This window comes from Kitasatospora atroaurantiaca (assembly GCF_007828955.1).
Lineage (GTDB): Bacteria > Actinomycetota > Actinomycetes > Streptomycetales > Streptomycetaceae > Kitasatospora > Kitasatospora atroaurantiaca.
The window spans coordinates 2,601,901-2,623,423 of sequence record NZ_VIVR01000001.1 but is presented as its reverse complement, the minus strand read 5'-3'; the positions used below and the strand labels follow the sequence as shown (position 1 = coordinate 2,623,423).

The window sequence follows — 21,523 nt, the reverse complement described above, 5'->3', positions numbered from 1 at the left end:
CCGCCCGGTCGAGCTGGTCCGCCTGGGATCCCTTGTGCCGCCTGGGCGCGGAGCACGTTCCCTGACGAAGCCTCACCCGCCTGCGCGTCCCGGCGCGACAGCGGGCGCTTCGGCCACGAACACTGAGTGTCGTCACTGGGCGTACACGATGTGTCCCTCATCGTGGCCGGTGACCGGCGCGGTGCAGGCGTTCTGCCGCAGCCGCCGCGCACCCCTCACCTCTCTCCCGCAAGGAGTTCCATGTCCCGCAGGAATCTGCCCGCGTCCGGCGGACAGCCGCCGACCAGGAGGGCCCCCGCCTCCCGGAGGATGCTGTCCGCGATCGCGGCCTGTGCCGTATCCGCCGTGACCGCCACGACGGTGCTCGCCACCGCCGTCCCGGTGGCCGCCTACAGCCATCACGGGGACCACGGTGACACCCCGTCGGCCACCCGGGCGGAGGTCGCGCCGGGTGAGGCCCAATCGGGCGAGGCCAAGCCCGGCGAGGCCAAGCCGGCCCAGGTGAAACCGGTCGAGGTCAACCCGGACGAGGCCGCGGCGCTCGGCAAGGAGCACGCCGAGGAGCACGCCAGGACCAGGATGGCTCTGGGGGCCGTCGGCGAGTACCCGCAGAGCACCCGGACCGAGCGCCTCAACGCGCTGGCCTCGTCCCAGGCGGCCGCCAACATCGGCTTCGACGCGGCGGAGTTCGGCAGGTTCCGGGAGTACTTCCAGTCCCCGGACTTCGCCGCCCACATCGCGATGCTGCCGACCGGCAAGGTGCTGCTGTTCTCCTTCGAGCGTATCGAGAGCAACCCGCAGAAGGAGCCCGCGCCGACCGACACCATCGGCAAGGAGAACGCCGGCCGCGCCTTCCTCTGGGATCCGGCCAAGGGCACCGGCCCCACCGCGTTCACCAAGGTGACTCCTCCGGTGGTCAACATGCCGGACGGGAAGAACGAACCCCGCCCCGCGCCGTTCTTCTGCGCCGGCCACTCCTTCCTGCCCAACGGGATGCTGGGGGTCTTCGGCGGCAACCTCGGCGGCAACGGCGGCACCGGCGCCAAGCTGTCCCTGGTCTTCGACCCTTGGCAGGAAGTCTGGTACCAGAACAAGGACATGACGGTGGGCCGGTGGTACCCGTCGGTGGTCACCGGCGCGGACGGACGGCAGTTGATCATGTCCGGCCAGTCCGAGCTGGGCTGGGGCACCCCCACCCCGATCGTCGAGCGCTTCCCCGCCAAGAACACGCCGGTGCCCTTCCTCAAGACGGACAAGCCGCAGGGCTACGCGGTGGACAGGTTCAAGGCCGACGCGCCGTTCAAGTGGGACTACCCGCACCTGTTCTCGCTGCGCGACGGCAAGATCTACGGTCTCGGCCGGGCCCCCGACCAGCAGTGGCTCTTCGACATCAACAGCGAGACCCGGACCGACCTGCCGGCCCGCCCGGACGGCATGAAGCGCAACTACGGCTCCGCCGTACCGCTGCCCGCCGGCTTCAAGGGGCCCGACTCGGTCCTGGTCCTCGGCGGCAATCGGGACGACCCGAACACGTACCAGCTGGTCGGTGGCAAGTGGACCACCGAGAAGCCCCGGGCCTTCGGGCGGACCCAGGACGACACCCTCATCCTGCCGGACGCCAGCCTGCTCACGGTCAACGGCGCCTTCGACATCCGCGACTACGGCAACGGCGACAAGAACCCCAACGCGGATCTGAAGTACCGCCAGACCGAAATGCGTGACCAGAACGGGAACTGGAGGCTCGGCCCCGTCCAGCGGCTGCCGCGCGGCTACCACTCCAACGCGGTGGTGCTCCCGGACGGCCGGATCATGGTCACCGGCGACGAGCTCCAGCAGCTCGCCAACGACCCGGACATCACGGACGACATGAACGGCAGCATCGAGATCTACGAGCCGGCCTACCTCCAGCAGGGCGGCCGTCCGAACCTCGGCATCGTCTTCAACCCGTCCGTCGGCTACAACGACAAGATCACGGTGAGCAGCAGCACCGCCAACGACGTCACCCGCGCCGTCCTGTTGGCACCGACCACCGCGACCCACTCGGTCAACACCAGCCAGCGCCATCTCGACCTGCGCATCAAGAGCCGCAGCGGCAACTTCCTTGAGCTGCAGGCGCCTCCGTCCGCTGCCGCGGCCCCGCCCGGCTACTACATGCTCTTCCTCCTCAACGAGGAGGGTGTCCCCAGCACGGCGGGCTGGGTCCAGCTCAAGCCCACCTCCGGTGGTCAGACCGGCGGCCAGGCCGACGCCGTCAACTGACCTACGCTGTCCGGCGAGAGGCCCTCCACCTCGGGTGGAGGGCTTCTGAGATTTTGACCCATGTTTGACGTTCGGTCACCCGGAACCGGGCGATGGCGGCTCCCGGGTAGGTGATAATGAGCCGATGCGATGGAGGAGTACATGACACTTTGGCTGGGGGGCGGTGTGTGCGGCGCGTGAAGATCCATCACATTGAGTCAAAGTGCGCAGGTCACAAGCATGTTGAGACAGCGTCAGGAAGATCCGGAAAACCGGCTATGCTACTTCCGGCTCAGCGTTCCGGAGTGATTACGCCAAGTCGGCCTTGTTGCACTCAGGCCTCGGGCGGCGTGACACCACCTGCTCGCCTCACCGCTGGTGCCGAGTCCTGCTCGTCGTTCCATAACCTTTCGATCGTTTGAGGACGCTGATGCTTCGTGCTGGATCGTCACCCGGAGGCCGGCGCTCCGCTCCTGTTCTCGTGTGGCTCCTGCCCACGGCGGTGATGGCGGCAGCTGCTGCCGTCGCCGTGTCGGTGGTCTCCTCCGGAGCGCGCTTGGCTGTTGCCTGCTGCGGCGCGGCGGCGACCGTGGCCGTGGCCGTCATCGCGGCCGAGACGGCCCGTCGCGGGCGCGCGCTCGCGGTACTGCGCGAGCGGTACGCGCAGCAGGAGGCCGAGCTGCGGCAGCGGTTGGCGCAGCAGGAGGCCCAGACCGTGCAGTTGGCCGAGCTGCTGCTGCCCCAGGCGGTGAGCCGGCTCCAGCAGGGCGAGTTCGTCGAGGACGTGCTGAAGGACGCCGCTTCCCACGACGGCACCGTCACACCGGAGTTCCAGGCCGCGCAGGAGACCGTGCTGCGCTCCGTCCTGGAGGCGGTCGACGCGGAGGAGGGTCTGCGCGAGTCCGCGCAGCGGGCGTTCGTGAACATCGCGCGCCGCGTGCAGGCGATCGTCCACCGCCAGGCCCAGGACCTGCGTGAGATGGAGGACCGGCACGGCAACGATCCGGCGGTCTTCGACGACCTGCTGCGTCTGGACCACGGCAACGCGCTGGTCGGCCGTCTCGCGGACAGCATCGCCGTCCTCGGTGGCGCCCGCCCGGGCAGGCAGTGGGGCAAGGCGGTGCCGCTGTACAGCGTGCTGCGCGGTGCCGTCTCGCGGATCCTGGACTACCAGCGGGTGGAGCTGCACCCGGTGTCCGAGGTCGCCGTCGTCGGCCCTGCCGTCGAGCCGCTGATCCACGCGCTCGCCGAGCTGCTGGACAACGCGACCCGCTACTCGCCGCCGCAGACTCGCGTGCACCTGACCGCCGTCGAGGTGCAGACCGGCATCGCCGTCGAGATCGAGGACGGCGGCCTGAGCCTGAGCGAGGAGGGCCGGGCCCGCGCCGAGCGGATGCTCAAGGAGGCCCAGGCCGGCATCGACCTCAACGACCTCGGCGAGACGCCGCGCCTCGGTCTGGCCGTGGTCGGCCGCCTCGCGCAGGTGTACGGCTTCCAGGTCTCGCTGCGGCCCTCCGCGTACGGCGGTGTGCGCGCCGTGCTGATCGTGCCGCAGGAACTGATCACCACCGCGCCGGCGACCGCCAGGGCGCACGGCATCGGTGTGGCATCCGGCCCGCGCCCGCCCGCTGCCTCTCCGGAGGCCGCGCGCCTGGCCTCCGGTCCGCAGCCGTGGGCGGCCGGGGAGAGCGAGGACCCGGTGGTGAGCGAGCGAACCGAGAACGGGCTGCCGCAGCGGCGTCGCCGCCACGCGGCGCCGGCCCCCCGCACGGGCGCCGTCCCCGCACAGCCCCTTGCGGCTCCCAGGGCTGCGACCTCCAAGGACCTTGAACCGGCCGATGCGCCGGTGCAGCCCGGAATGTGGTTGGCCGCCTTCCAGAGCGGTGTGAACGGCCAGACGGCCGCCGCTCCAACCGGCCACAACAGTGACGAGTCGTCATCAGGTAAGGGTGAGCAGTGATTCAGCAGCGGGCCAACATGGACTGGATGCTCAAGGATCTCGCGGACAGCGTCCCGCAGACGCGGCATGTGGTGGTGCTGTCCTCCGACGGCCTGCGCATGGCCCAGTACGGCACGGACACCGACACCGCCGACCGCCTGGCCGCGGCCTGCGCGGGCCTGCAGAGCCTGGCGGGCGCGGTGGCCACCGAGTTCCCGCACGGCGACGGCCGGATGCGGCTGGTCGTGATCGAGATGGGCGGCGGCTTCTTCTACCTGATGGCGGCCGGCGCCCGCGCCTACCTTGCGGTGCTGGCCGACGAAGGGGTCGACGCCGGGCTGATGGGCCAGCGGATGCGGGATCTGGTCGCCCGTATCGGTGAGCACCTCAGCACCCCGCCGCGCAACGGCGAGGCCGCGTGAGTCCAACGGGCCAGGAGTGGGACGAAGGGAACCCCGAGCGGCTCTACGTGATCACTCGGGGCCGCAGCGGCTTATCCGAGCGGACCGTCCTCGACCTGGTCACCCTGATCGTCTCGCGGGCGGAACCGCAGCCGACGATGCAGCCGGAGCATGCCGCGATCCTGCGGATCTGCCACTCCCCGCTCTCGGTTGCCGAGATCTCCGCCTACCTGGGCCTGCCGATGAGCGTGGTCACCGTCCTGCTCGCGGACCTGCTGTCCGACGGGCGGGTGGAGGCACGAGCCCCCGTTCCGCAGGCCCTTCTTCCCGACCGTGCCCTGATTGAGGCGGTGATGCATGGACTTCAGAAGCTCTGAGACGCTCGTAGGGCCACGGAGCGAGGACATTCTGCCGGCGTCGGCCGCCACCGCGGTCAAGGTGGTGATCGTCGGCGGGTTCGGGGTCGGCAAGACGACCCTGGTCGGTGCCGTGAGCGAGATCCGCCCGCTGACGACCGAGGAGACGATGACGCAGGCGAGCGCCGGCGTCGACGATCTCGCGGGGGTGGAGCGCAAGACCGCGACCACCGTGGCCATGGACTTCGGCCGGATCAGCATCAACGACGAGCTGGTGCTCTACCTGTTCGGCACACCCGGCCAGCAGCGCTTCTGGTTCCTGTGGAACGGCCTGTTCGAGGGCGCGCTGGGTGCCGTTGTGCTGGTCGACACCCGTCGCCTCGAGGTCAGCTTCGACGTGATCGGGCGGCTGGAGGAGCGCGGGGTGCCGTTCGTGGTCGCGGTCAACAGCTTCCCGGAATCGCCCGGCTTCCCCATCGCCGAGCTGCGGGCCGCGCTGGACCTGCCGGACGAGGTCCCGATCGTCGAGTGCGACGCCCGTAGGCGCGACTCCGGCCGCGACGTACTGATGGCCCTGATGCGCTACCTCTACTCCCTGACCCTGACCCCGGAGAGATCGTGACCACGCAGCCACCCGCCGACGCCTCCCTCATACCGCCGCCCGGCTGCCCGGCCCACGGGCTCGGCCCCGACGGCCTTCGGCGGCTTTACGGGCCGGAGGCCGAGGCGGACCCGATGGGTCTGTACGAGAAGCTGCGCGGCGAGCACGGCGCCGTCGCGCCCGTGCTGCTGCACGGCGACCTCCCCGCCTGGCTCGTCCTGGGCCACCGGGAGAACCTCATCGCGATGCGTACGCCCTCCACGTACTCCCGGGACTCCCGCCGCTGGACGGCGTTCCAGGAGAACCAGGTGGCGCCGGACTCGCCGCTGATGCCGATGGTGGCCTGGCAGCCGCTCTGCGTGTTCGCGGACGGTGCCGAGCACAAGCGGCTCCGCGGGGCGGTCAACGACAGCCTCGGAATGTTCGACCGGCGCGGGATCCGGCGCCATGTCACCCGCTTCGCCGACCAGCTGATCGACGGCTTCGCCGCCGCCGGGTCGGTCGACCTGGTCAGCCAGTTCGCCGAGCAGTTGCCCATGCTGGTCATGACACAGCTGCTGGGCATGCCCGAGGAGTACGGGCCCCGCCTGGTCGAGGCTGCCCGGGACCTGATGAAGGGCACCGAGACGGCCCTGGCCAGCAACGACTACGTGGTGACCACCATGCAGCAGTTGGTCGAGCGCAAGCGCGTTGCCCCCGGTCCGGACCTGGCGTCCTGGCTGCTGCAGCACGAGGCCGAGCTCAGCGACGACGAGGTGATGCAGCACGTCCGGCTGGTCCTCATCGCCGCGAACGAGACCACGGTCAACCTGATCGCGGACACGCTGAAGATGGTCCTCACCGACCACCGCTTCCGCGCGAACCTGTCGGGCGGTCACATGACGCTGCCCGACGCCCTGGACCAGGTGCTCTGGGACGCACCGCCGCTGTCGGCGATCCCGGGCCGGTGGGCCACCGGGGACACCGAACTCGGCGGTCAGAAGATCAAGGAGGGCGACCTGCTGCTGCTCGGTCTGGCGGCCGGCAATGTCGACCCGGCGGTCCGTCCGGACCTGACCACGCCGCTGTACGGCAACCGCTCGCATCTCGCCTTCAGCAGCGGCCCGCACGAGTGCCCCGGGCAGGACATCGGCCGGGCCATCGCGGAGACCGGCATCGACATCCTGCTCACCCGCCTGCCGGACCTTCAGCTGGCGGTCCCCGAGGACGAGTTGCGCTGGACCTCCGCCTGGCTGTCCCGCCACCTCGCCGGACTGCCCGTCAGGTTCACGGCTCGTAGGCCGAAGCCGGCCTCCGCCGCCGAGACCACGGCAGAGGTCGCGGCGCCGGTCCCTGCGGCGGCCCCCGTGGCGGCTCCGGAACCGCTGCCCGTCGTCGAGCAGGCGCAGCGCCGGAGTTGGTGGAGCGCGCTGGCGGCGAGGTTCCGCAGGAAATAGTCGCCAATCTTATTGCGCAGCAGGGTCCGTAGGGGTCGGGATCGTCCGTCCACTACGGACCCTGCTGGCATATGCTCTCCGAGCATCATGACGTACGATCAGATCTCGTGAAGAACATGTCAATTCAGGCCAGTGGCGCGATCACACCCTTGACGGAATCGGTCAAATACCGATGTATTTGCGCGTGATCCACTTCGGCTGGGTACGGGGACCGCTTCGGCGGAAACCCGGCGACAGGTGGGAGAGCTGTCAAGCGACCGAGGTGACGGAGTGCATGACCTGACGACCGTTCCGCCGATCTTCTCGCCCTACTCACCGGCCATCCACCCTCGCCACGAGGTCATCGACCGGCGCACCGCCGCGTGGGCGGACGCCTTCGACATAGGCTCCCCCGAGTTGCGCAGCCAGTTGATCAAACACGACATAGGAACATTCGCCGCGCGGATCCTCCCCGAGGGGCGCGAGGAAGTCGTCGGGATACTGGCCGACTTCGTCCTGTGGCTCTTCGGCGTGGACGACGGCTTCTGCGAGGAGGGCGAGCTGGGCAGCCGTCCCGGAGAGCTCCTCGGGGCGCTGTCCCGGCTGCTGAGGGTGGCTCAGAACCCGGAGGCCCCGATGCTGCTGGAGGACTCGCTGGCCTCGGGTCTGCGGGACCTCAGACGCAGAATCTCCGCGTACGGCACGGCCGGCCAGGTGGCCCGTTGGGTGGATGCCCTGCGCGAGTACTTCCTCTCGGTGGTCTGGGAGGCCGAGCACCGCAGCCGCGGGACCGTCCCCGACCTGAACGACTACACCCTGATGCGCATCTACGACGGCGCGACGTCGGTCGTCCTGCCCCTGCTGGAGATGGGGCACGGCTACGAACTCCAGCCCCACGAACGGGACCAGACGTCCGTCCGGGCCGCGGCCGAGATGGCGTACTTCATCATCTGCTGGGACAACGACCTCTTCTCGTACCACAAGGAGAGCAGAACCGGCCGGTACTACCTGAACGTGATCCGGGTGCTGGAGCACGCGCACGGCGTCACACCCGACGAGGCCCTGTCCACGGCCATCGCCCACCGCGACCGCGTGCTGTGCCTCTTCGTCCGCCTCTGCGACAGCCTGCGCAGGCAGGGCAGCCCGCAGTTGCGGCAGTACCTCGACAGCCTCGAAGCCTTCATCCGGGGGGCTCAGGACTGGGGCATCAGTTCCCTGCGCTACACCACCCCGGACGATCCGGCGGACCTCCCCGAGGCCTTCCGCGAGACACCCACCGACGACAGCCAGGAGCCGCTGGACATACCGGCGATCGCCTGGTGGTGGGATCTCCTGCCCCGCGAGTCCTCCTCCCAGCGAGCGGACCACCGCTCGACCCTCTACGCCCTTCCCAAGCTCGCGGCACTTCGCACCGCGTAGATCCCAGCAGCAGAAAGGAGCACCGAGGTGGCATCCGGACTCGAGTCGATCCCGCGCGCACCGGGCGGACTCCCGTTCCTCGGCCACGTCTGGCCGATGTCGCGAGGGCCGCTGGCGTTCGTCAAGTCCCTCAGGGCCACGGGCGATCTGGTCCGTGTCGACCTCGGCACCCTGCCGGTCGTCTTCGTCGCCAGCCCCGAACTGGCCCACGCCGTGATGGTCACCCACGGGTCCAGCTTCGAGAAGGGCCGGCTGTTCGACCGGGTCCGCGGATTCGTCGGCGACGGCCTGGCGACGGCCCCCAGCAAGCTCCACCGGCGCCACCGCAGACTGATGCAGCCCTCGTTCCACCGGACCCGGATCGCAGGCTACTGCGACATCATCAGCGACCGGGCCCGGGACCTCGCGGCGAGCTGGGAGCCCGGCGGAACGCTCGCGATGGAGGAGGAGATGGCCAGGTTCTCGATCGGCACGCTGGCCGCGACGATGTTCGCCGCCGAGATCGGAACGCCGGTCGTGGACGTGGTGCGCCGGGACACCCCGACCATCCTCAAGTACATCCTGCTGCGCGCGGTCTCCCCGCAGTTCCTGGACAGGCTGCCACTCCCGTCGAATCGGAAGTTCGATGCGGCCGCGGCGAACCTGCGGCAGGTCATCGACGACGAGATCGCGGCCACCCGCCGGCGCGACCACGCCGACAGCCCCGACCTGCTGTCGACCCTGCTGGCCGCCCGCGACGCGGACACCGGCGAGACACTGACCGACGTCGAGGTCCGCGACGAGCTGGTCACGATCCTGTTCGCCGGCACGGAGACCGTCGGCTCGACGATGGCCTGGGCCTTCCACGAGATTGCCCGGCACCCCGAGGTCGAGAAGCAGCTCCTCGCGGAGATCGACGAGGTTGTGGGCACCAGGCCCGTCGGCTTCGAGGACGTGCCCCGGCTCACCTACACCCGCCGCGTGCTGGACGAGGTGCTCCGGCTGCACGGAGTGACCCTGCTGATGCGCCGTACGACTGCGCCGGTGGACCTGGGCGGAGTCACCATCCCCGAGGGAACCGAGGTCGCGTTCAGCCCGTACGCGCTGCTCCGCGACCCGGTCCTCTACCCCGAGCCCGGTCGTTTCGACCCCGACCGCTGGCTCCCCGAGCGGGCGGCGGACCTGCCGCGCGCGGGGTTCCTCCCCTTCGGCGCGGGCTCCCGTCAGTGCATCGGGGACGCCTTCGCCCGCGCCGAGATGACCATCACCCTCGCCACTGTCCTGGCCCGCTGGCAGCTGCGCCCCGTCCCCGGGCACACCCCCCGGGAAGCCATCGCGGCCATGCCCCACCCGGACCGCGTCCCGATGACGGTCCACCCGCGGGAGACGGCGGCCCCGGCCTGAACGGGCCGCCCGAACGCCGGGCGCACCGCGTCTGTGTGCGTCACGCCCACCCGGACCGTCGCTCGTAGGCTGACGCGGCCCGCGCGCACGAAGAGCTGGTGCGGATCAACACGGCGTCGGCGGTGGCGCACGGTGCGCCAGGCCCTCGCCGTGGCCGGTCATTAGCAGTCTTTCGATCGGCAGCAGCTCCGTCTGTGAGCGGTCATCAGGTCATCTCTGGCGGGATCGGTGAAGGGTTGCGGCCACTCGACGAGCTGTCATCCAATCGTATTAGTCTGTGCTGGGTCCATGTCAGGGCGACTGCAACGGGGGGAACGTGGCGATCGAGCTACCCAGCGAACTGATTTGGGTGATGGACCTGCTGGGCCTCAACTGGCCCCAGGTCAACGAGGACAAGGTGCGGGAGTTCGCTGACCACGTCCGCAAGTTCGCCACCAACATCGACAGCACCCACGAGACAGCCACGGCGACCATCCGGCAGATGGCGGAGCATTACCAGGCTGACTCCTACCAGCAGTTGGTCGAGCGCTGGACCAAGATGTCCAACGACCACATGTCCGAGATCGTCCAGATCTGCGGCACCGTGGCCACGCTGCTCGACGTGGCAGCAGACGCCATCGTGGCCGCCAAGCTGGCCGTCATCACCGAGCTCGGAATCATGGCGGCCGAGTTCATCGCCGCCCAGGCTGCGGCCGTCGCCACACTGGGCGTCGCCGAGGCGGCCGAGGCCGGGCCTTCGCCCTGACTGGTGGACACGCTGATACTGGATCTGCTTGATTCGGAGGAAGCGAGAACACCGCCGATGGCGATGAAGGACTACTCGGACGAGTTCAAGGCCGATGCCGTGGCCCTGTACGAGTCCACGCCCGGGGCGACCTACAAGAGCATCGCCGCTGACCTGGGTATCAACAGGGCGACGATTCGCGAGTGGGTGCTGCGGGACCGCGAACGCCGTGGCGTCGCCCCCACCGCCTCTCGGGCAGGCGAGGCAGCACCGGCCGGGACGGGACAGCCGGCACCGACCGCCGACCCGGACGAGCGGATCCGGCAGTTGGAGGCCCGGGTGGCCGAGCTTGAGGCGAGCGAGCGGAAGCTGGCCACCGAGCGGGACATACTCCGCAAGGCGGCCAAGTATTTCGCCGGCGAGACGAACTGGTGAGCCGCTTCCAGTTCGTCCACGACCACCGGGACGCCTACGAGGTGAAGCGGCTGTGCCAGGTCCTGGACGTCAACCGGTCCAGCTACTACAAGTGGCTGAGCGGTGCCCAGGCCAGGGCGGTCCGGCAACGCGAGGACCGGCTCCTGGCCGAGGAGATACGCCGCATCCACGCCGTCTCCGGCGGCGCCTACGGCTCGCCCCGGGTGACCGCGGAACTGCGCGAGTCCGGCGCGCGGGTCAACCACAAACGAGTCGCCCGCGTCATGCGGATGTACTCCATCGCCGGTGTCCGCCTGCGCAAAAGGGTCCGCACCACGATCCCGGATCCGGCCGCGCAGACGGTTCCGGACTTGTTCCAGCGGGACTTCACCGCGCCGGAGCCGGGACGCAAGTACATGGGCGACATCACGTATCTGCCGTTGGCGGACGGGGAGTTCCTCTACCTGGCGACCGTGCTGGACTGCTTCAGCCGGAAGGTCGTGGGCTGGTCCATCGCCGATCACATGCGCACCGGCCTGGTCGCCGACGCGCTTGGGATGGCGGCCGCGACCCGCGGCGGTCTGGACGGGGCGGTGTTCCACACCGATCACGGGGCGCAATACGTATCCCGGGCCTTCGCCGACCTGTGCTCGGACTTCGGCGTCACCCAGTCGATGGGCTCGGTCGGCAGCAGCGCGGACAACGCGGCCTGCGAGAGCTTCCACGCCTCCCTCAAACGCGAGACGCTCCAGGGCGCCCGCGACTACGGCGACCCCGTCACCTGCAGAAGGACCGTCTTCGCCTGGCTGACGCGCTACAACACCCGCCGCCGCCACTCCGCCAACGGCCACCTCAGCCCCAACGAATACGAACGACGACACCACACGGCTAAGCTCACGCTCGCCGCGTGACACACGAACGCGTGTCCACCTTCAAGGGCGAAGGCCCGCCCCCCTGATCGAGGCGACCAAACGGATCGTCAACCGGCTCCTGCAGGAGCTCGAGGACCAGATCATCGGGCAGCTCGTCGAGCAGGCCATCGGCCCCCTGGAAGAGGTGGTCGAGCGAGCCCTCGCCGGCCTGGTCTTCAAGGGCGTCCAGGCCGCCCTGGACGGGGTGGCCCCCGCCGGCGGTACCGGTGGTGGGGGCGGAGGTGGCTTCCGGATCAATCCAGAGGAGCTGCTGCGGCTGGCAGCCACGCTTCACGACCACTCCGACCAAGTGACCGGTCACGTCAGTACATTCGCTGCTGCCACCTCGGGGGTGTCGTTCAGTTGAGTCATCCGATCGCCAAGGCGCTGGAAGACGCCGCCGAGAAGATAGGCAAGAAGCTGAGCCACGAGGCCGGCCGCGCGGTCTCCGACATGTACAAACAGGCTGGCCATGGCACCGAGAAGGTGGTCAAACACATTCTCGATGCTGATGATGCTCACAAGAAGGAGATCATCAAGCTCGCCGAGAAGATCGGTAAGAACCACGGGGAGATCGGACCGGGCGCCAGGGCGCGCATCAGGCGACAGGCTGATGCCCGGTCCAAGATTGGCCAGCACTTCGGGGTCAAGGGTGACTATGACGCCGAGATGGTCATCCCCCGGTCCAGGTATCCCCACTCGGCCGACCACATCGAGGAGGCTCAGCGCGGCGAGATCTGGCGAGGCGACCAGTCCCACCAGGGGCGGCCGAAGCCATCGGTGGTGACCATCGACCGACCCAATGGTGACGCCAACCGCGAGGACTCGCTGCGCGGCATCCCGACTCGTTCGCCCGACGACCGCGACGAGTACCCGCCCGCCATGTACAAGGAGGGCGGCACGGGCGCGAGCGTAAAGTACATACCCAGCGGCGACAATCAGGGCTCAGGCTCAAGCATGGGCAGCGCCGTACGCGGCCTACCTGAAGGAGCTCGCGTCAAAATCAGGGTGAAACATTAGCAAGGAGGGAGACCGGATGAATGCCGCTGAAGAGCTGATCGCCCAAGCCCGGCATGGCCGGTTCAGCGAGCTGCTGCCCGACTTGCTGGCGATGGCCAGGCGCGCGGACGGTGACCGCGACGAGGTGTGGGAGGCGACTGCCGCTGCCATCCAGATCCTCTTCTGGCAGGACCGCTTCGCTGAGGCCGCCGAGCTGGCCGAGGCGATCATCGCCCAGGACGGCCCCCTCGGCGGTGAGCTGTGTGACCAGGACGTGCCCTTCCGCAGCGCCTTCCTGGCGGCCGAGCTCCACGGGGGCACACCGGCCCCGTCGCGACTGCTGGCAGCCGCGGAGCATGTCCCGGCCGGCCGGAACCTGAGCGAGGACCTGCTCTGGCTGGCGGAGCAACTGCCCGAGCGCCCCGTGGAGGAGTTGCTGCCGAGCCACTTCGACTGGGGCGGGCCGGCCAGATCGCTGGACGTAGCCACCACGGAACTGCTCGAACGCGGCTTCAACGAGCTGGCCGCGACCGACAAGTCCCTCGTCTGGCAGGCCCTGGCCAAAGCCAACGATTTCGAGCGTGCCCACGCCGTGGCCGAGGCGTCCGACGAGAAGCCGGACCGGTTCGCCACGTGCCTCTGGATGGCCGGCTGGTACGCCGTGCGCGGCGACATTCCGCGCGGCGAGCAGATGCTGCTGGCCGCTCACAGCCGGTGGTGGCCGTACATGAAGTGGGACGCGATCCCCGACGCTCCTGTTCTGCAGCTGACTTTGCGCCTGGTCACGACCGACCGGGTACGAGAGCAGTATCTGACCCGGCCGATCGGCCCCGAAGCAGCGGAGAAGAACGCATGACGCAGAGCGCCCTGGAGCAGCTGATGGGCCGCGCCCGCGGCCCGATGGGCCCGGCGATCGATCTCGACTTCGGTGTCGAGAGCGGCCCGTTGGTCGAGCTCGGCCGAGTGATCTCCCGCATGAACGGGTTCTTTCTGTTCAATGGCGGCATCCAGGTGTTCCGGGTGGGCGAGGAAGGCCTTGGGCCCGACATGCTGTCCTGGAACTCCGACGAGGTTTGGAAGGACTCCTACGCCGGCCTTGCCGACGACCTGTTCTGCTTCGGGCAGGACCTCTTCGGTAACCAGTTCGCCGTTATGGGCGGCGAGGAGGTCGTCCGGTTCGATCCGGAGACCGCCGACGTGACGCCCCTCGGCACCAGCCTCGAAGCCTGGGCGCAGTGGCTGCTCGCAGACCCCGACGTCAACGGGGTGAACTCCTTCGCCCACGCGTTCCAGAATGAGAACGGCGCGCTCAAGCCCAACGAGCGCCTGATCCCGCTCCAGTTCTTCGTCATGGGTGGCAGCTACGACTTCGACAACCTGTCGGTCAAGGACGCGGCCGTCACCATGCAGATTCGGGGCCCCATCGCCCAGAAGATCCACAACGCACCGGACGGCGCCACGATTCACCTCAGCACGAGCTGAAGCGACCGTTCGCGAATGACGTATCGACGGACTGACCCCACCGAAGAGGCTTCCTCGGTGGGGCCCAGGCCCGTGCGGGCGGACGACGGCGCGGTCAGCCTCTCGCCGGCACCGAGCCCCGGGAACGCCGAAGGCCGTTCTTCCCGAAGGAAGAACGGCCTGGTCAGGCGATTGCCTCGCTGTGCGCCGCCAGGGACTCGAACCCCGGACCCGCTGATTAAGAGTCAGCTGCTCTAACCAACTGAGCTAGCGGCGCCTGCTGACGACGGAGACTCTACGCGACCTCGGCCGAATCTCCGAATCGTGATCATCCGATCACGCTCAGCGGTCGCGGGGGATGATCCGCCATGCCACGAGGACGACCAGGAACGAGGCCGCCGAGAAGCCGGTGCACCACCAGGCCGTGGTGGTGTTTCCCCGCATCCAGGCGTCGGTGGCGACGGTCAGCGCCCAGAGCTGGCCGATCACCACGGTGATCGCGAGGACGACCCGGGCGGTGAGGATCGAGGAGCGCCCGGGCTCCTGCTCGGTGCCCGCACCGGGGCCCGGGCCGGTGCGGGTGACCCGCGGGTCGGCGTAGCCGCTGGTGGCGCGGATCTGGGGGTAGCGCTCGGGGACGGGGCGGTTCAGCCGGGGTTCGTCGCTGCCGGGGCGGTAGCCCTCGGGGAGGTGGCCTTCAGGGAGGTGGCTCTCGGGGAGGTCCGGGGAGGTCATGACGCACCACCCGCCGTACCGACCGGGGAGCCGTCGCAGCCGGCCCGGGCGGCGAGCTCGGGGTCGCTCTCGCGCAGGCCACGGCAGAGCCCGGCCCGTTCGGTCTCGCCGGATCGGGCGGTGCCGATCGCCCAGACCGCGCCGTCCTCGTCCTCGACCACGACCACCTTGGGGAGCGGACGCGGTGGCGGCCCGGACGTCACCTCGCCGGTCCGGGCGTCGAACACGCCCTCGTGGCAAGGGCAGTAGAGCTCGCCGTCCTCGCCGCGGTCCTTGCGCCAGAGCACTCCGCAGGCAAGGTGGGTGCAGATCGTCGAGTACCCGACCACCGACCCGTCGGCCAGCCGGACGGCCATCGCCCGGTCGTCCTCGCCCGGGTAGGTGAAGGTGACGGCCTGGCCTCTGGCCAGGCGGTCGGCGACCTTCAGCGGTTCGGCGATACCGTCGCCGTGCCGGTGCAGAACCCCGGCCGAGACCACCGTCGAGCCGACCACCAGCCCGCCCGACACGGTGGCCACGATCCGCAGGTAGTCGCGGCGGGTGGTGAGGGAGTCGGCGCTGATCCGGTCGACCAGGGCCGCGTGCTCCTCGGGCGATGTGCTCACGAGACCGCTCCGTTCCCGGGCGTGGCCCGCCCGTTGACCTCGATGACCCGCAGCAGTCCACCCGCCGGCGCGCCGTCGGAGCGCGAGGCGGCCGACACCGGGCCGTCCGGTACGTCCCCGACCGGCACCCCGCCCGGCGGCAGCCCGCCCGGCACGGCCGCCCGCTGCTCGGCGGGCACCACCATCGCCACGCCCGTCCTGACCGTCACGTCCCCGAACGCGAACATCGTCGAGACGTCCACCCCTGGCCGCTCGGCCTGCAGCTCCTCCAGCGTCCCGTAGAACAGCGCCCCGGTCGGGCAGACCGTCGCGCACATCGGCGCCAGTCCGTACGAGGTGCGGTCGTAGCAGGGGTTGCACTTCATCTGCAGTTTCGCCTCGAGGTCGATCTTCGGGACCCCGAACGGGCAGGCGTTGACGCAGTTGGCGCAGCCGATGCAGCGGGTCGGGTCGGCCTCCTGCACCACGCCGTCGGCGGTGATCAGGATCGCGTCCGCCGGGCAGACCTCGGCGCACGGGGCGACCGGGTCCTCGCAGTGCATGCAGACGGTGGGCAGCGAGGCGACGGAACGGCCCTCCTCGGGGTAGTCGAGGTGGATCATCGACCTGCCGCGGTGCGAGTCGCACTCCCGGCAGGCCGAGACGCAGGCCTGGCAGCCGATGCAGCGGCCGGGGTCGATGAAGATCGTCCTCCCGAGCACCCGGATCAGCCCCTCTCCGCCGTGCCGCGCCCCTGCGGCGAGGTCGGCGGCAGCGGGTCGGTGCGGGACGCCTGGGCCCCGGGGCCCGCCTGCCGCCCCGGCGGGCTCGGCGGCGCGGGTACGTCGTCCAGGGAGGGCGCCCGCTCGATCCGTACCGCGCACACCTTGTACTCGGGGATCTTCGAGCGCGGGTCCAGCGCGGCGATGGTCAGCTCGTTGGCGGCCACCGGGTACGGCCAGTGGTACGGGACGAAGACGTGGTCGGCCCGGATCGCCTCCGTCACCAGCGCCGGCAGCACCGAGCTGCCGCGCCGGGTGACCACCCGCACCGGGTCGCCGGTGCGGTACCCGTGCGAGGGGTGCACCCCGACCCAGGGGCGCGGCGTCTGCTCGACCAGGGCGCCGAGCCGCCGGGTCTGGTTGCCGGAGAGGAAGTGTGCGACCGTCCGCCCGGTGGTCAGGGCCGTTGTAGTCGACGTGCCGGGACTTCAGCGCGACCCGGGCGAACTTGCCCACCAGGTACGTCTTCTCGGAGAACAGGCTGGCCCCGCCGAGCAGACCGAAGGCGTCCGCGCCGTGCTGCGCCTGGATCCGGCGGATCTCGTCCACCGTGTACGAGAGCGCCTCCTCCCAGCTCACCTCGCGGAAGGGCTCGTCGCGCGAGCGGCGCATCAGCGGCGCGGTGAGCCGGTCCGGGTGGTTGACCTGCTGGTAGGCGTTGATGCCCTTGGGGCACAGGCGCATCCGGTTGATGTCGTGGTTGCGCGGCTCGACCCCGAAGACCTTCCCGGCGCTGTTCACCCGCAGGTACATCCCGCACTGCACCCCGCAGAAGCAGCAGTGCGTGGGCACCAGCGTCTGCTCGGTCTGGTTGGCCCGCCAGGCGTCGGCCGGGAGCCCGCCCGCGTCGCGGAAGCCCCGGGTGCCGGGTGGCGCGATGTCCGGGTCCACGCGCTCCGTCACTTGAATCCTCGCTTGACCTGGGAGAGGTAGGCGTTGCCGCGCAGCACGCGTTTGCAGCGCGGGCAGTACTCGGCCCACGCGTCGAAGCCGAGCTGCAGGTCCTGCATGGTGCCGCGGAGGTTCTCCACGTACGCGGTGGTGTCGATCGGCCGGCCGCAGTTGCGGCAGGCGAAGACCTCGGTCCTGCGGCGGCTCGTGTACTTGAACAGCTGCATGCCGACCGCGGCCGGGCGCTGAACGATGTGGAAGAACTTCCCGAACGGGAGGTACACCAGCGTCAGCACGACCGAGGCCATGTGCAGGATCGCCAGGAACTGGTAGCCGCCGCCGCGCAGGGCGATCTCGGAGAAGGTGAGCAGCAGGCCGGTCACCGAGATGGTGATCAGCGCGAGCAGCGGGACGAAGTCGTAGCCGAAGCGCTGGCCGGTGACCGCCTCGCGGTCCCGCATCCGCCGCCAGAGGAAGTACCCGGCGCCCGCGATCACCAGCACGGCCGCCAGGTCGAGGCCGTGGTACATAGCCCAGCCGAAGAAGCTGCCGGAGTCGAAGCCGAGCACCTTGAAGCCCCAGAGCCGCATCTCGTAGCCGGGGCCGGTTGCACTGGACGCGGTGAAGGTGAACCAGCCCCAGGTCAGCGGGAAGGTGATGGCGGCCGCCAACAGGCAGCCCCAGAACATCAGTTGGTGCGCGGCCCAGCGGGCGTGCGAACGGGCGCCGACGAACCTCTGGAAGCCGAGATTGGTGACGATCATCCTCGGCAGGGCGGTAGGAGCGCTGCGCAGGTTCTCCCAGGACAGCGCCGCCCGCCAGCCCTGTCGGAGGAGCCTGCGGGCGGCGGGGGCGGAGACCCACATCACGTACCGGTGGACCAGGCCGAAGGTCAGGAAGACGGTGGCCACGGTGTACGGGACGAGTGCCGAGTCGAAGTCCTTCAGGCCACGGCTGCCCAGCACGATGGCGAGTAGGAGGAGCACCGTCGCCCCGGTGGCCACCAAGGTCGCCCGGCCGGCCGTCGATCGCGTCGCTGCCACCTGGGGATTGCGTTCGCTCGACATGATCGCAAATTACTGACGAGTCGTCGGCTCCGCGCGCGGGGTGGCCCGACCGGGTGAATCAGGGCGCAGGTTCACCATACGAGTCGGGGTACCTCCAGGGGCGCGGGGAACTGCGCGACCAGGGCACGACGGACGTGCACGGTTGATCGCGCAGTTCCCCGCGCCCCTGTTGTTGTTGACCCTGTGCGTACGGTTCACCCAGGCCTCTGCTGGGGTTGTCCATGTGCGTACGGCCCGTCAGGCCTCCGGGTAGTGGCAGGCCGCCGCGTGGTCGACGCCCGGGGCGGCCTCCGCCAGCGGGGGCGACTGCTGCTCGCAGGGCGAACGCCGCACACCGTCCAGCGTCGCGTACACCGGGCAGCGGGTGCGGAAGCGGCAGCCGGCCTGACGCTCCGTCGGCGAGGGCGGGTCGCCGGGCAGCAGGATGCGCTCGCGGGCCCGCTCGGCCGCCGGGTCGGGCAGCGGGACGGCCGACAGCAGCGCCCGGGTGTACGGGTGCCTGGGCCGGCTGAAGACGGCCTCGACCGCGCCCGACTCGACCGTGCGGCCCAGGTACATCACGCTCACCCGGTCGGAGAGGTGCCGGATCACCGAGAGGTCGTGCGAGACGAACAGGTACGCCAGCCCGAGCTCGGCCTTGAGCTGCTGCAGCAGGTTGAGCACCCCCGCCTGGACGGAGACGTCCAGCGCGGACACCGGCTCGTCCAGCACCAGCAGCTGCGGCTGCACCGCCAGCGCCCGGGCGATCGAGATGCGCTGCCGCTGCCCGCCGGAGAACTGGTGCGGGTAGCGCGAGGCGTGGGCCGGGTCCAACCCGACCTGCCGCAGGAGCTCCGGCACCCGGCGGGCGATCAGCTCGCGCGGCGCCCGCTGCGCGAGCAGCGGCTCGGCGATCACGTCGCTGATCGGCAGCCGGGGGTCGAGGCTGGCCATCGGATCCTGGAAGACGATCTGCAGGTCCGCCCGCAGCCGGTGCGCGCCCGCCCGGTCGAGCCCGGCGGTGTCCTGCCCGAGGAGTTCGATCCGGCCGGATTCCGGCTTTGCCAGCCGCAGCAGCTCGAACAGCGTGGTCGACTTGCCGGACCCCGACTCGCCCACCAGGCCCAGGGTCTCGCCGTGCCGAATGTCCAGGTCGACCCCGTCGACGGCGTACACCTCGCCGACCCGGCGCTTGAAGACGGTGCCCTTCAGGACCGGGAAGGTCTTGGTCAGCCCGGTCACCCGCAGGACGGGCTCGCGCTCCTCCCGGGGCACGGCCACGGCCGGCGGGGGCACCACCGGGACCGGGTAGACCTCGCTCGGCGCCGGCCCGCGTTCGGCCAGCTCGTCCGCGCGTACGCAGGCCGCGAGGTGCCCGTCGGAGCCGGTCAGCGGGGGCTCCGCCGTCCGGCAGCGGTCCTCCACGAGTGGGCAGCGCGGTGCGAACGGGCAGCCGGGCTCCAGCGAGCCCAGGGCGGGCGGGGTGCCGGGGATCGGGACCAGCGGCCCGCCGCCGGTATCCAGTCGGGGCACCGCGCCGATCAGGCCCAGCGTGTACGGGTGGCGGGGGCGTGCGAAGAGCTCGTCCACGCCCGCCGTCTCGACCACCCGGCCCGCGTACATCACCGCGACCCGGTCGGCCATCCCGGCGATCACCCCGAGGTCGTGGCTGACCAGCACCAGGGCCGCGCCGGTCTCCCGCTGGGCGGTGCGCAGCACGTCGAGGACCTGGGCCTGAATGGTGACGTCCAGCGCGGTGGTCGGCTCGTCGGCGAGCAGGATGTCCGGGTCGTTGGCGATCGCCATCGCGATCATCGCGCGCTGGCGCATACCGCCGGAGAACTCGTGCGGGAAGTTGTCCAGCGCCCGTTCCGGCGCCGGGATGCCCACCAGATCGAGGAGCTCGGCGGCCCGCTTGCGCGCGGCGGTGCGGTCCAGCGACTGGTGGATGCGCAGGGCCTCCACGATCTGGTCGCCGATCCGGTAGACGGGGGTGAAGGCGGAGAGCGGGTCCTGGAAGACCATCGCGACCTTCCGGCCCCGGATCCTGGCCAGCTCCCGGTTGGGCAGGCCGACCAGCTCGCGGCCCTCCAGCCGGACCGAGCCGCGCACCGCCGCCGTCCCGGGCAGCAGCCCGAGCACGGCCAGTGCGGTGACCGACTTGCCGGAGCCGGACTCGCCGACGATGCCCAGGGTCTCGCCGCGCCGCAGCCGGAGGTCGATCCCGCGTACGGCGGGCACGGCCCCGAAGTCCACCGCCAGGTCGCTGACGGTCAGCAGGTCCGTGGTCATGCGCTGCTCCGGGAGGTGCGGGCGGGGCGGGCCGCCTCGGTCGTGGGGTCGAGCGCGTCGCGCAGCCCGTCCCCGATCAGGTTGACGGCGAGGACGAAGAGCACCAGCAGCCCGGCCGCGAAGTAGAACAGCCAGGGGAAGACCGGCGCCTGGTCCGTGCCGTCGGCGAGCAGGGTGCCGAGCGAGACGTCCGGGGTGCGCACCCCGAAGCCGAAGTACGAGAGTGCGGTCTCACTCATCACCGCGCCACCGACCGCCACCGTGGCGTCGGTGATCAGGAAGGAGGCGACGTTCGGCAGGATGTGCCGGACGATGATCCGCAGCGGCCGTACGCCCATGAACTGGGCCGCGCGCACGAATTCGCGCTCCTTGAGCGAGCGGGTCATCGAGCGGACCACCCGGGCGGTGATCATCCAGTTGAAGGCCGCCAGCAGCACCACGAAGGCGATCCAGCCCGCGCCCTTCAGGCGGGGCGAGATGATGGTGATGATCAGGAAACTGGGGAAGACCAGCAGCAGGTCGACCAGGAAGGTCAGCCCCCGGTCCGTCCACCCGCCGAAGTAGCCGGCGCAGGCGCCGACCAGCGAGGCCAGCACGGTGGAGAAGAGGGCCACCAGCAGCCCGATGATCAGCGACTTCTGCAGCCCGCGGACGGTCTGTGCGAAGACGTCCTGGCCGAGCCCGTTGGTGCCGAACCAGTGGGCGGCGGACGGTGGTTGGCGGATCGCCAGGTAGTCGGGGGTGGCGTAGTCCCAGGGGGTCAGGAAGGGGCCGCCGAAGGCGAGCAGGAAGAGCAGCAGCACGATCACCGCGCCGACCAGCACTCCGCGTGCGGCCAGCAGCCGGGCCAGTACGAGTCTCAATCTCCCTGCGGGGGCGGCCTCTTCGGCCACCGGGCGGGCGGTCTCCGTGATCACGGCGGTCATTGGTCG

19 protein-coding genes, 1 tRNA gene and 2 pseudogenes are annotated in these 21,523 nt (G+C 70.3%); 13 read left to right on the top strand and 9 right to left on the bottom strand.

Going from position 1 to position 21,523, the window contains the following annotated elements; genetic code table 11:
* Positions 1-240: 240 nt before the first annotated feature.
* The 10 genes from FB465_RS12105 to FB465_RS12060 all read left to right on the top strand — a co-directional run bounded on the left by FB465_RS12105 (position 241) and on the right by FB465_RS12060 (position 11,801).
* Positions 241-2,259 (top strand): galactose oxidase early set domain-containing protein, encoded by a 2,019-nt coding sequence (locus FB465_RS12105; RefSeq protein WP_246192630.1) that lies wholly within the window; start codon positions 241-243, stop codon positions 2,257-2,259.
* Positions 2,260-2,668: 409 nt separating this feature from the next.
* Complete coding sequence (locus FB465_RS12100) at positions 2,669-4,198, top strand: sensor histidine kinase (protein WP_145790205.1); 1,530 nt, start codon at positions 2,669-2,671, stop codon at positions 4,196-4,198.
* A gap of 17 nt (positions 4,199-4,215) precedes the next feature.
* Complete coding sequence (locus tag FB465_RS12095) at positions 4,216-4,599, top strand: roadblock/LC7 domain-containing protein (RefSeq protein ID WP_425461245.1); 384 nt, start codon at positions 4,216-4,218, stop codon at positions 4,597-4,599.
* Positions 4,596-4,955 (top strand): DUF742 domain-containing protein, encoded by a 360-nt coding sequence (locus FB465_RS12090; RefSeq protein WP_145790201.1) that lies wholly within the window; start codon positions 4,596-4,598, stop codon positions 4,953-4,955. The genes FB465_RS12095 and FB465_RS12090 overlap by 4 nt, the downstream gene beginning before the upstream one ends.
* Positions 4,936-5,556: a GTP-binding protein gene (locus FB465_RS12085; RefSeq protein WP_145790199.1), complete on the top strand. Its 621-nt coding sequence runs from the start codon at positions 4,936-4,938 to the stop codon at positions 5,554-5,556. Before FB465_RS12090 ends, FB465_RS12085 begins: the two co-directional genes overlap by 20 nt.
* On the top strand, positions 5,550-6,971 hold the full coding sequence (locus FB465_RS12080) for a cytochrome P450 (protein WP_145790197.1): 1,422 nt from the start codon (positions 5,550-5,552) through the stop codon (positions 6,969-6,971). The genes FB465_RS12085 and FB465_RS12080 overlap by 7 nt, the downstream gene beginning before the upstream one ends.
* Before the next feature lie 270 nt (positions 6,972-7,241).
* Positions 7,242-8,369, top strand: a complete 1,128-nt coding sequence (locus FB465_RS12075; RefSeq protein ID WP_246192629.1) for a selina-4(15),7(11)-diene synthase — start codon at positions 7,242-7,244, stop codon at positions 8,367-8,369.
* Between the two features lie 27 nt (positions 8,370-8,396).
* A complete protein-coding gene (locus FB465_RS12070; RefSeq protein ID WP_281292334.1) occupies positions 8,397-9,752 on the top strand; it encodes a cytochrome P450 in 1,356 nt (451 codons plus the stop codon).
* A gap of 316 nt (positions 9,753-10,068) precedes the next feature.
* Positions 10,069-10,497 carry a WXG100-like domain-containing protein gene (locus FB465_RS12065; protein WP_211785764.1) on the top strand — a complete coding sequence of 143 codons (429 nt, stop codon included), beginning with the start codon at positions 10,069-10,071 and terminating at the stop codon, positions 10,495-10,497.
* 57 nt (positions 10,498-10,554) lie between these two features.
* Positions 10,555-11,801 (top strand): IS3 family transposase gene (locus tag FB465_RS12060; protein WP_145790195.1). Its coding sequence is split into 2 segments (ribosomal slippage): positions 10,555-10,897 and positions 10,897-11,801, totalling 1,248 coding nucleotides; the frame shifts between segments, so codons are not numbered across the junction.
* Here the strand turns inward: FB465_RS12060 and FB465_RS12055 are convergent.
* A complete protein-coding gene (locus FB465_RS12055) occupies positions 11,785-12,123 on the bottom strand; it encodes a hypothetical protein (protein ID WP_145790193.1) in 339 nt (112 codons plus the stop codon). The two genes, FB465_RS12060 and FB465_RS12055, sit on opposite strands and share 17 nt — an antisense overlap.
* 41 nt (positions 12,124-12,164) lie before the next feature.
* Between FB465_RS12055 and FB465_RS12050 the strand changes: the two genes are divergently transcribed.
* Genes FB465_RS12050 through FB465_RS12040 form a run of 3 tightly spaced genes read left to right on the top strand, consistent with a single transcriptional unit; the run spans position 12,165 to position 14,282 of the window.
* Positions 12,165-12,821 carry a NucA/NucB deoxyribonuclease domain-containing protein gene (locus tag FB465_RS12050; protein WP_145790191.1) on the top strand — a complete coding sequence of 219 codons (657 nt, stop codon included), beginning with the start codon at positions 12,165-12,167 and terminating at the stop codon, positions 12,819-12,821.
* Between the two features lie 16 nt (positions 12,822-12,837).
* Complete coding sequence (locus FB465_RS12045; protein WP_145790189.1) at positions 12,838-13,656, top strand: hypothetical protein; 819 nt, start codon at positions 12,838-12,840, stop codon at positions 13,654-13,656.
* Positions 13,653-14,282 (top strand): DUF2625 family protein, encoded by a 630-nt coding sequence (locus FB465_RS12040; protein ID WP_145790187.1) that lies wholly within the window; start codon positions 13,653-13,655, stop codon positions 14,280-14,282. The genes FB465_RS12045 and FB465_RS12040 overlap by 4 nt, the downstream gene beginning before the upstream one ends.
* Before the next feature lie 182 nt (positions 14,283-14,464).
* On the opposite strand, the gene FB465_RS12035 is transcribed toward FB465_RS12040, so the two are convergent.
* From FB465_RS12035 to FB465_RS12000, 8 genes and pseudogenes are all read right to left on the bottom strand, one after another.
* Positions 14,465-14,538 (bottom strand) — tRNA-Lys (locus FB465_RS12035).
* 65 nt (positions 14,539-14,603) lie between these two features.
* Complete coding sequence (locus tag FB465_RS12030) at positions 14,604-14,996, bottom strand: DUF6755 family protein (protein WP_145790186.1); 393 nt, start codon at positions 14,994-14,996, stop codon at positions 14,604-14,606.
* Positions 14,993-15,601, bottom strand: coding sequence for a Rieske (2Fe-2S) protein (locus FB465_RS12025; protein WP_145790184.1), 609 nt, complete (start codon positions 15,599-15,601; stop codon positions 14,993-14,995). The genes FB465_RS12030 and FB465_RS12025 overlap by 4 nt, the downstream gene beginning before the upstream one ends.
* Before the next feature lie 137 nt (positions 15,602-15,738).
* Positions 15,739-16,302, bottom strand: a pseudogene (locus FB465_RS12020) (4Fe-4S dicluster domain-containing protein); the annotation flags it as partial.
* Positions 16,303-16,307: 5 nt separating this feature from the next.
* A pseudogene (locus FB465_RS12015) lies at positions 16,308-17,271 on the bottom strand (molybdopterin dinucleotide binding domain-containing protein).
* Complete coding sequence (locus tag FB465_RS12010; protein ID WP_246192628.1) at positions 17,262-18,296, bottom strand: MFS transporter; 1,035 nt, start codon at positions 18,294-18,296, stop codon at positions 17,262-17,264. The pseudogene FB465_RS12015 and the gene FB465_RS12010 overlap by 10 nt, the downstream one beginning before the upstream one ends.
* 261 nt (positions 18,297-18,557) lie before the next feature.
* The gene (locus FB465_RS12005) at positions 18,558-20,591 is read right to left on the bottom strand and encodes an ABC transporter ATP-binding protein (protein ID WP_145790180.1); all 2,034 of its coding nucleotides are present in this window, start codon (positions 20,589-20,591) and stop codon (positions 18,558-18,560) included.
* Positions 20,588-21,517, bottom strand: a complete 930-nt coding sequence (locus FB465_RS12000) for an ABC transporter permease (protein WP_145790179.1) — start codon at positions 21,515-21,517, stop codon at positions 20,588-20,590. The genes FB465_RS12005 and FB465_RS12000 overlap by 4 nt, the downstream gene beginning before the upstream one ends.
* Positions 21,518-21,523: the final 6 nt, after the last annotated feature.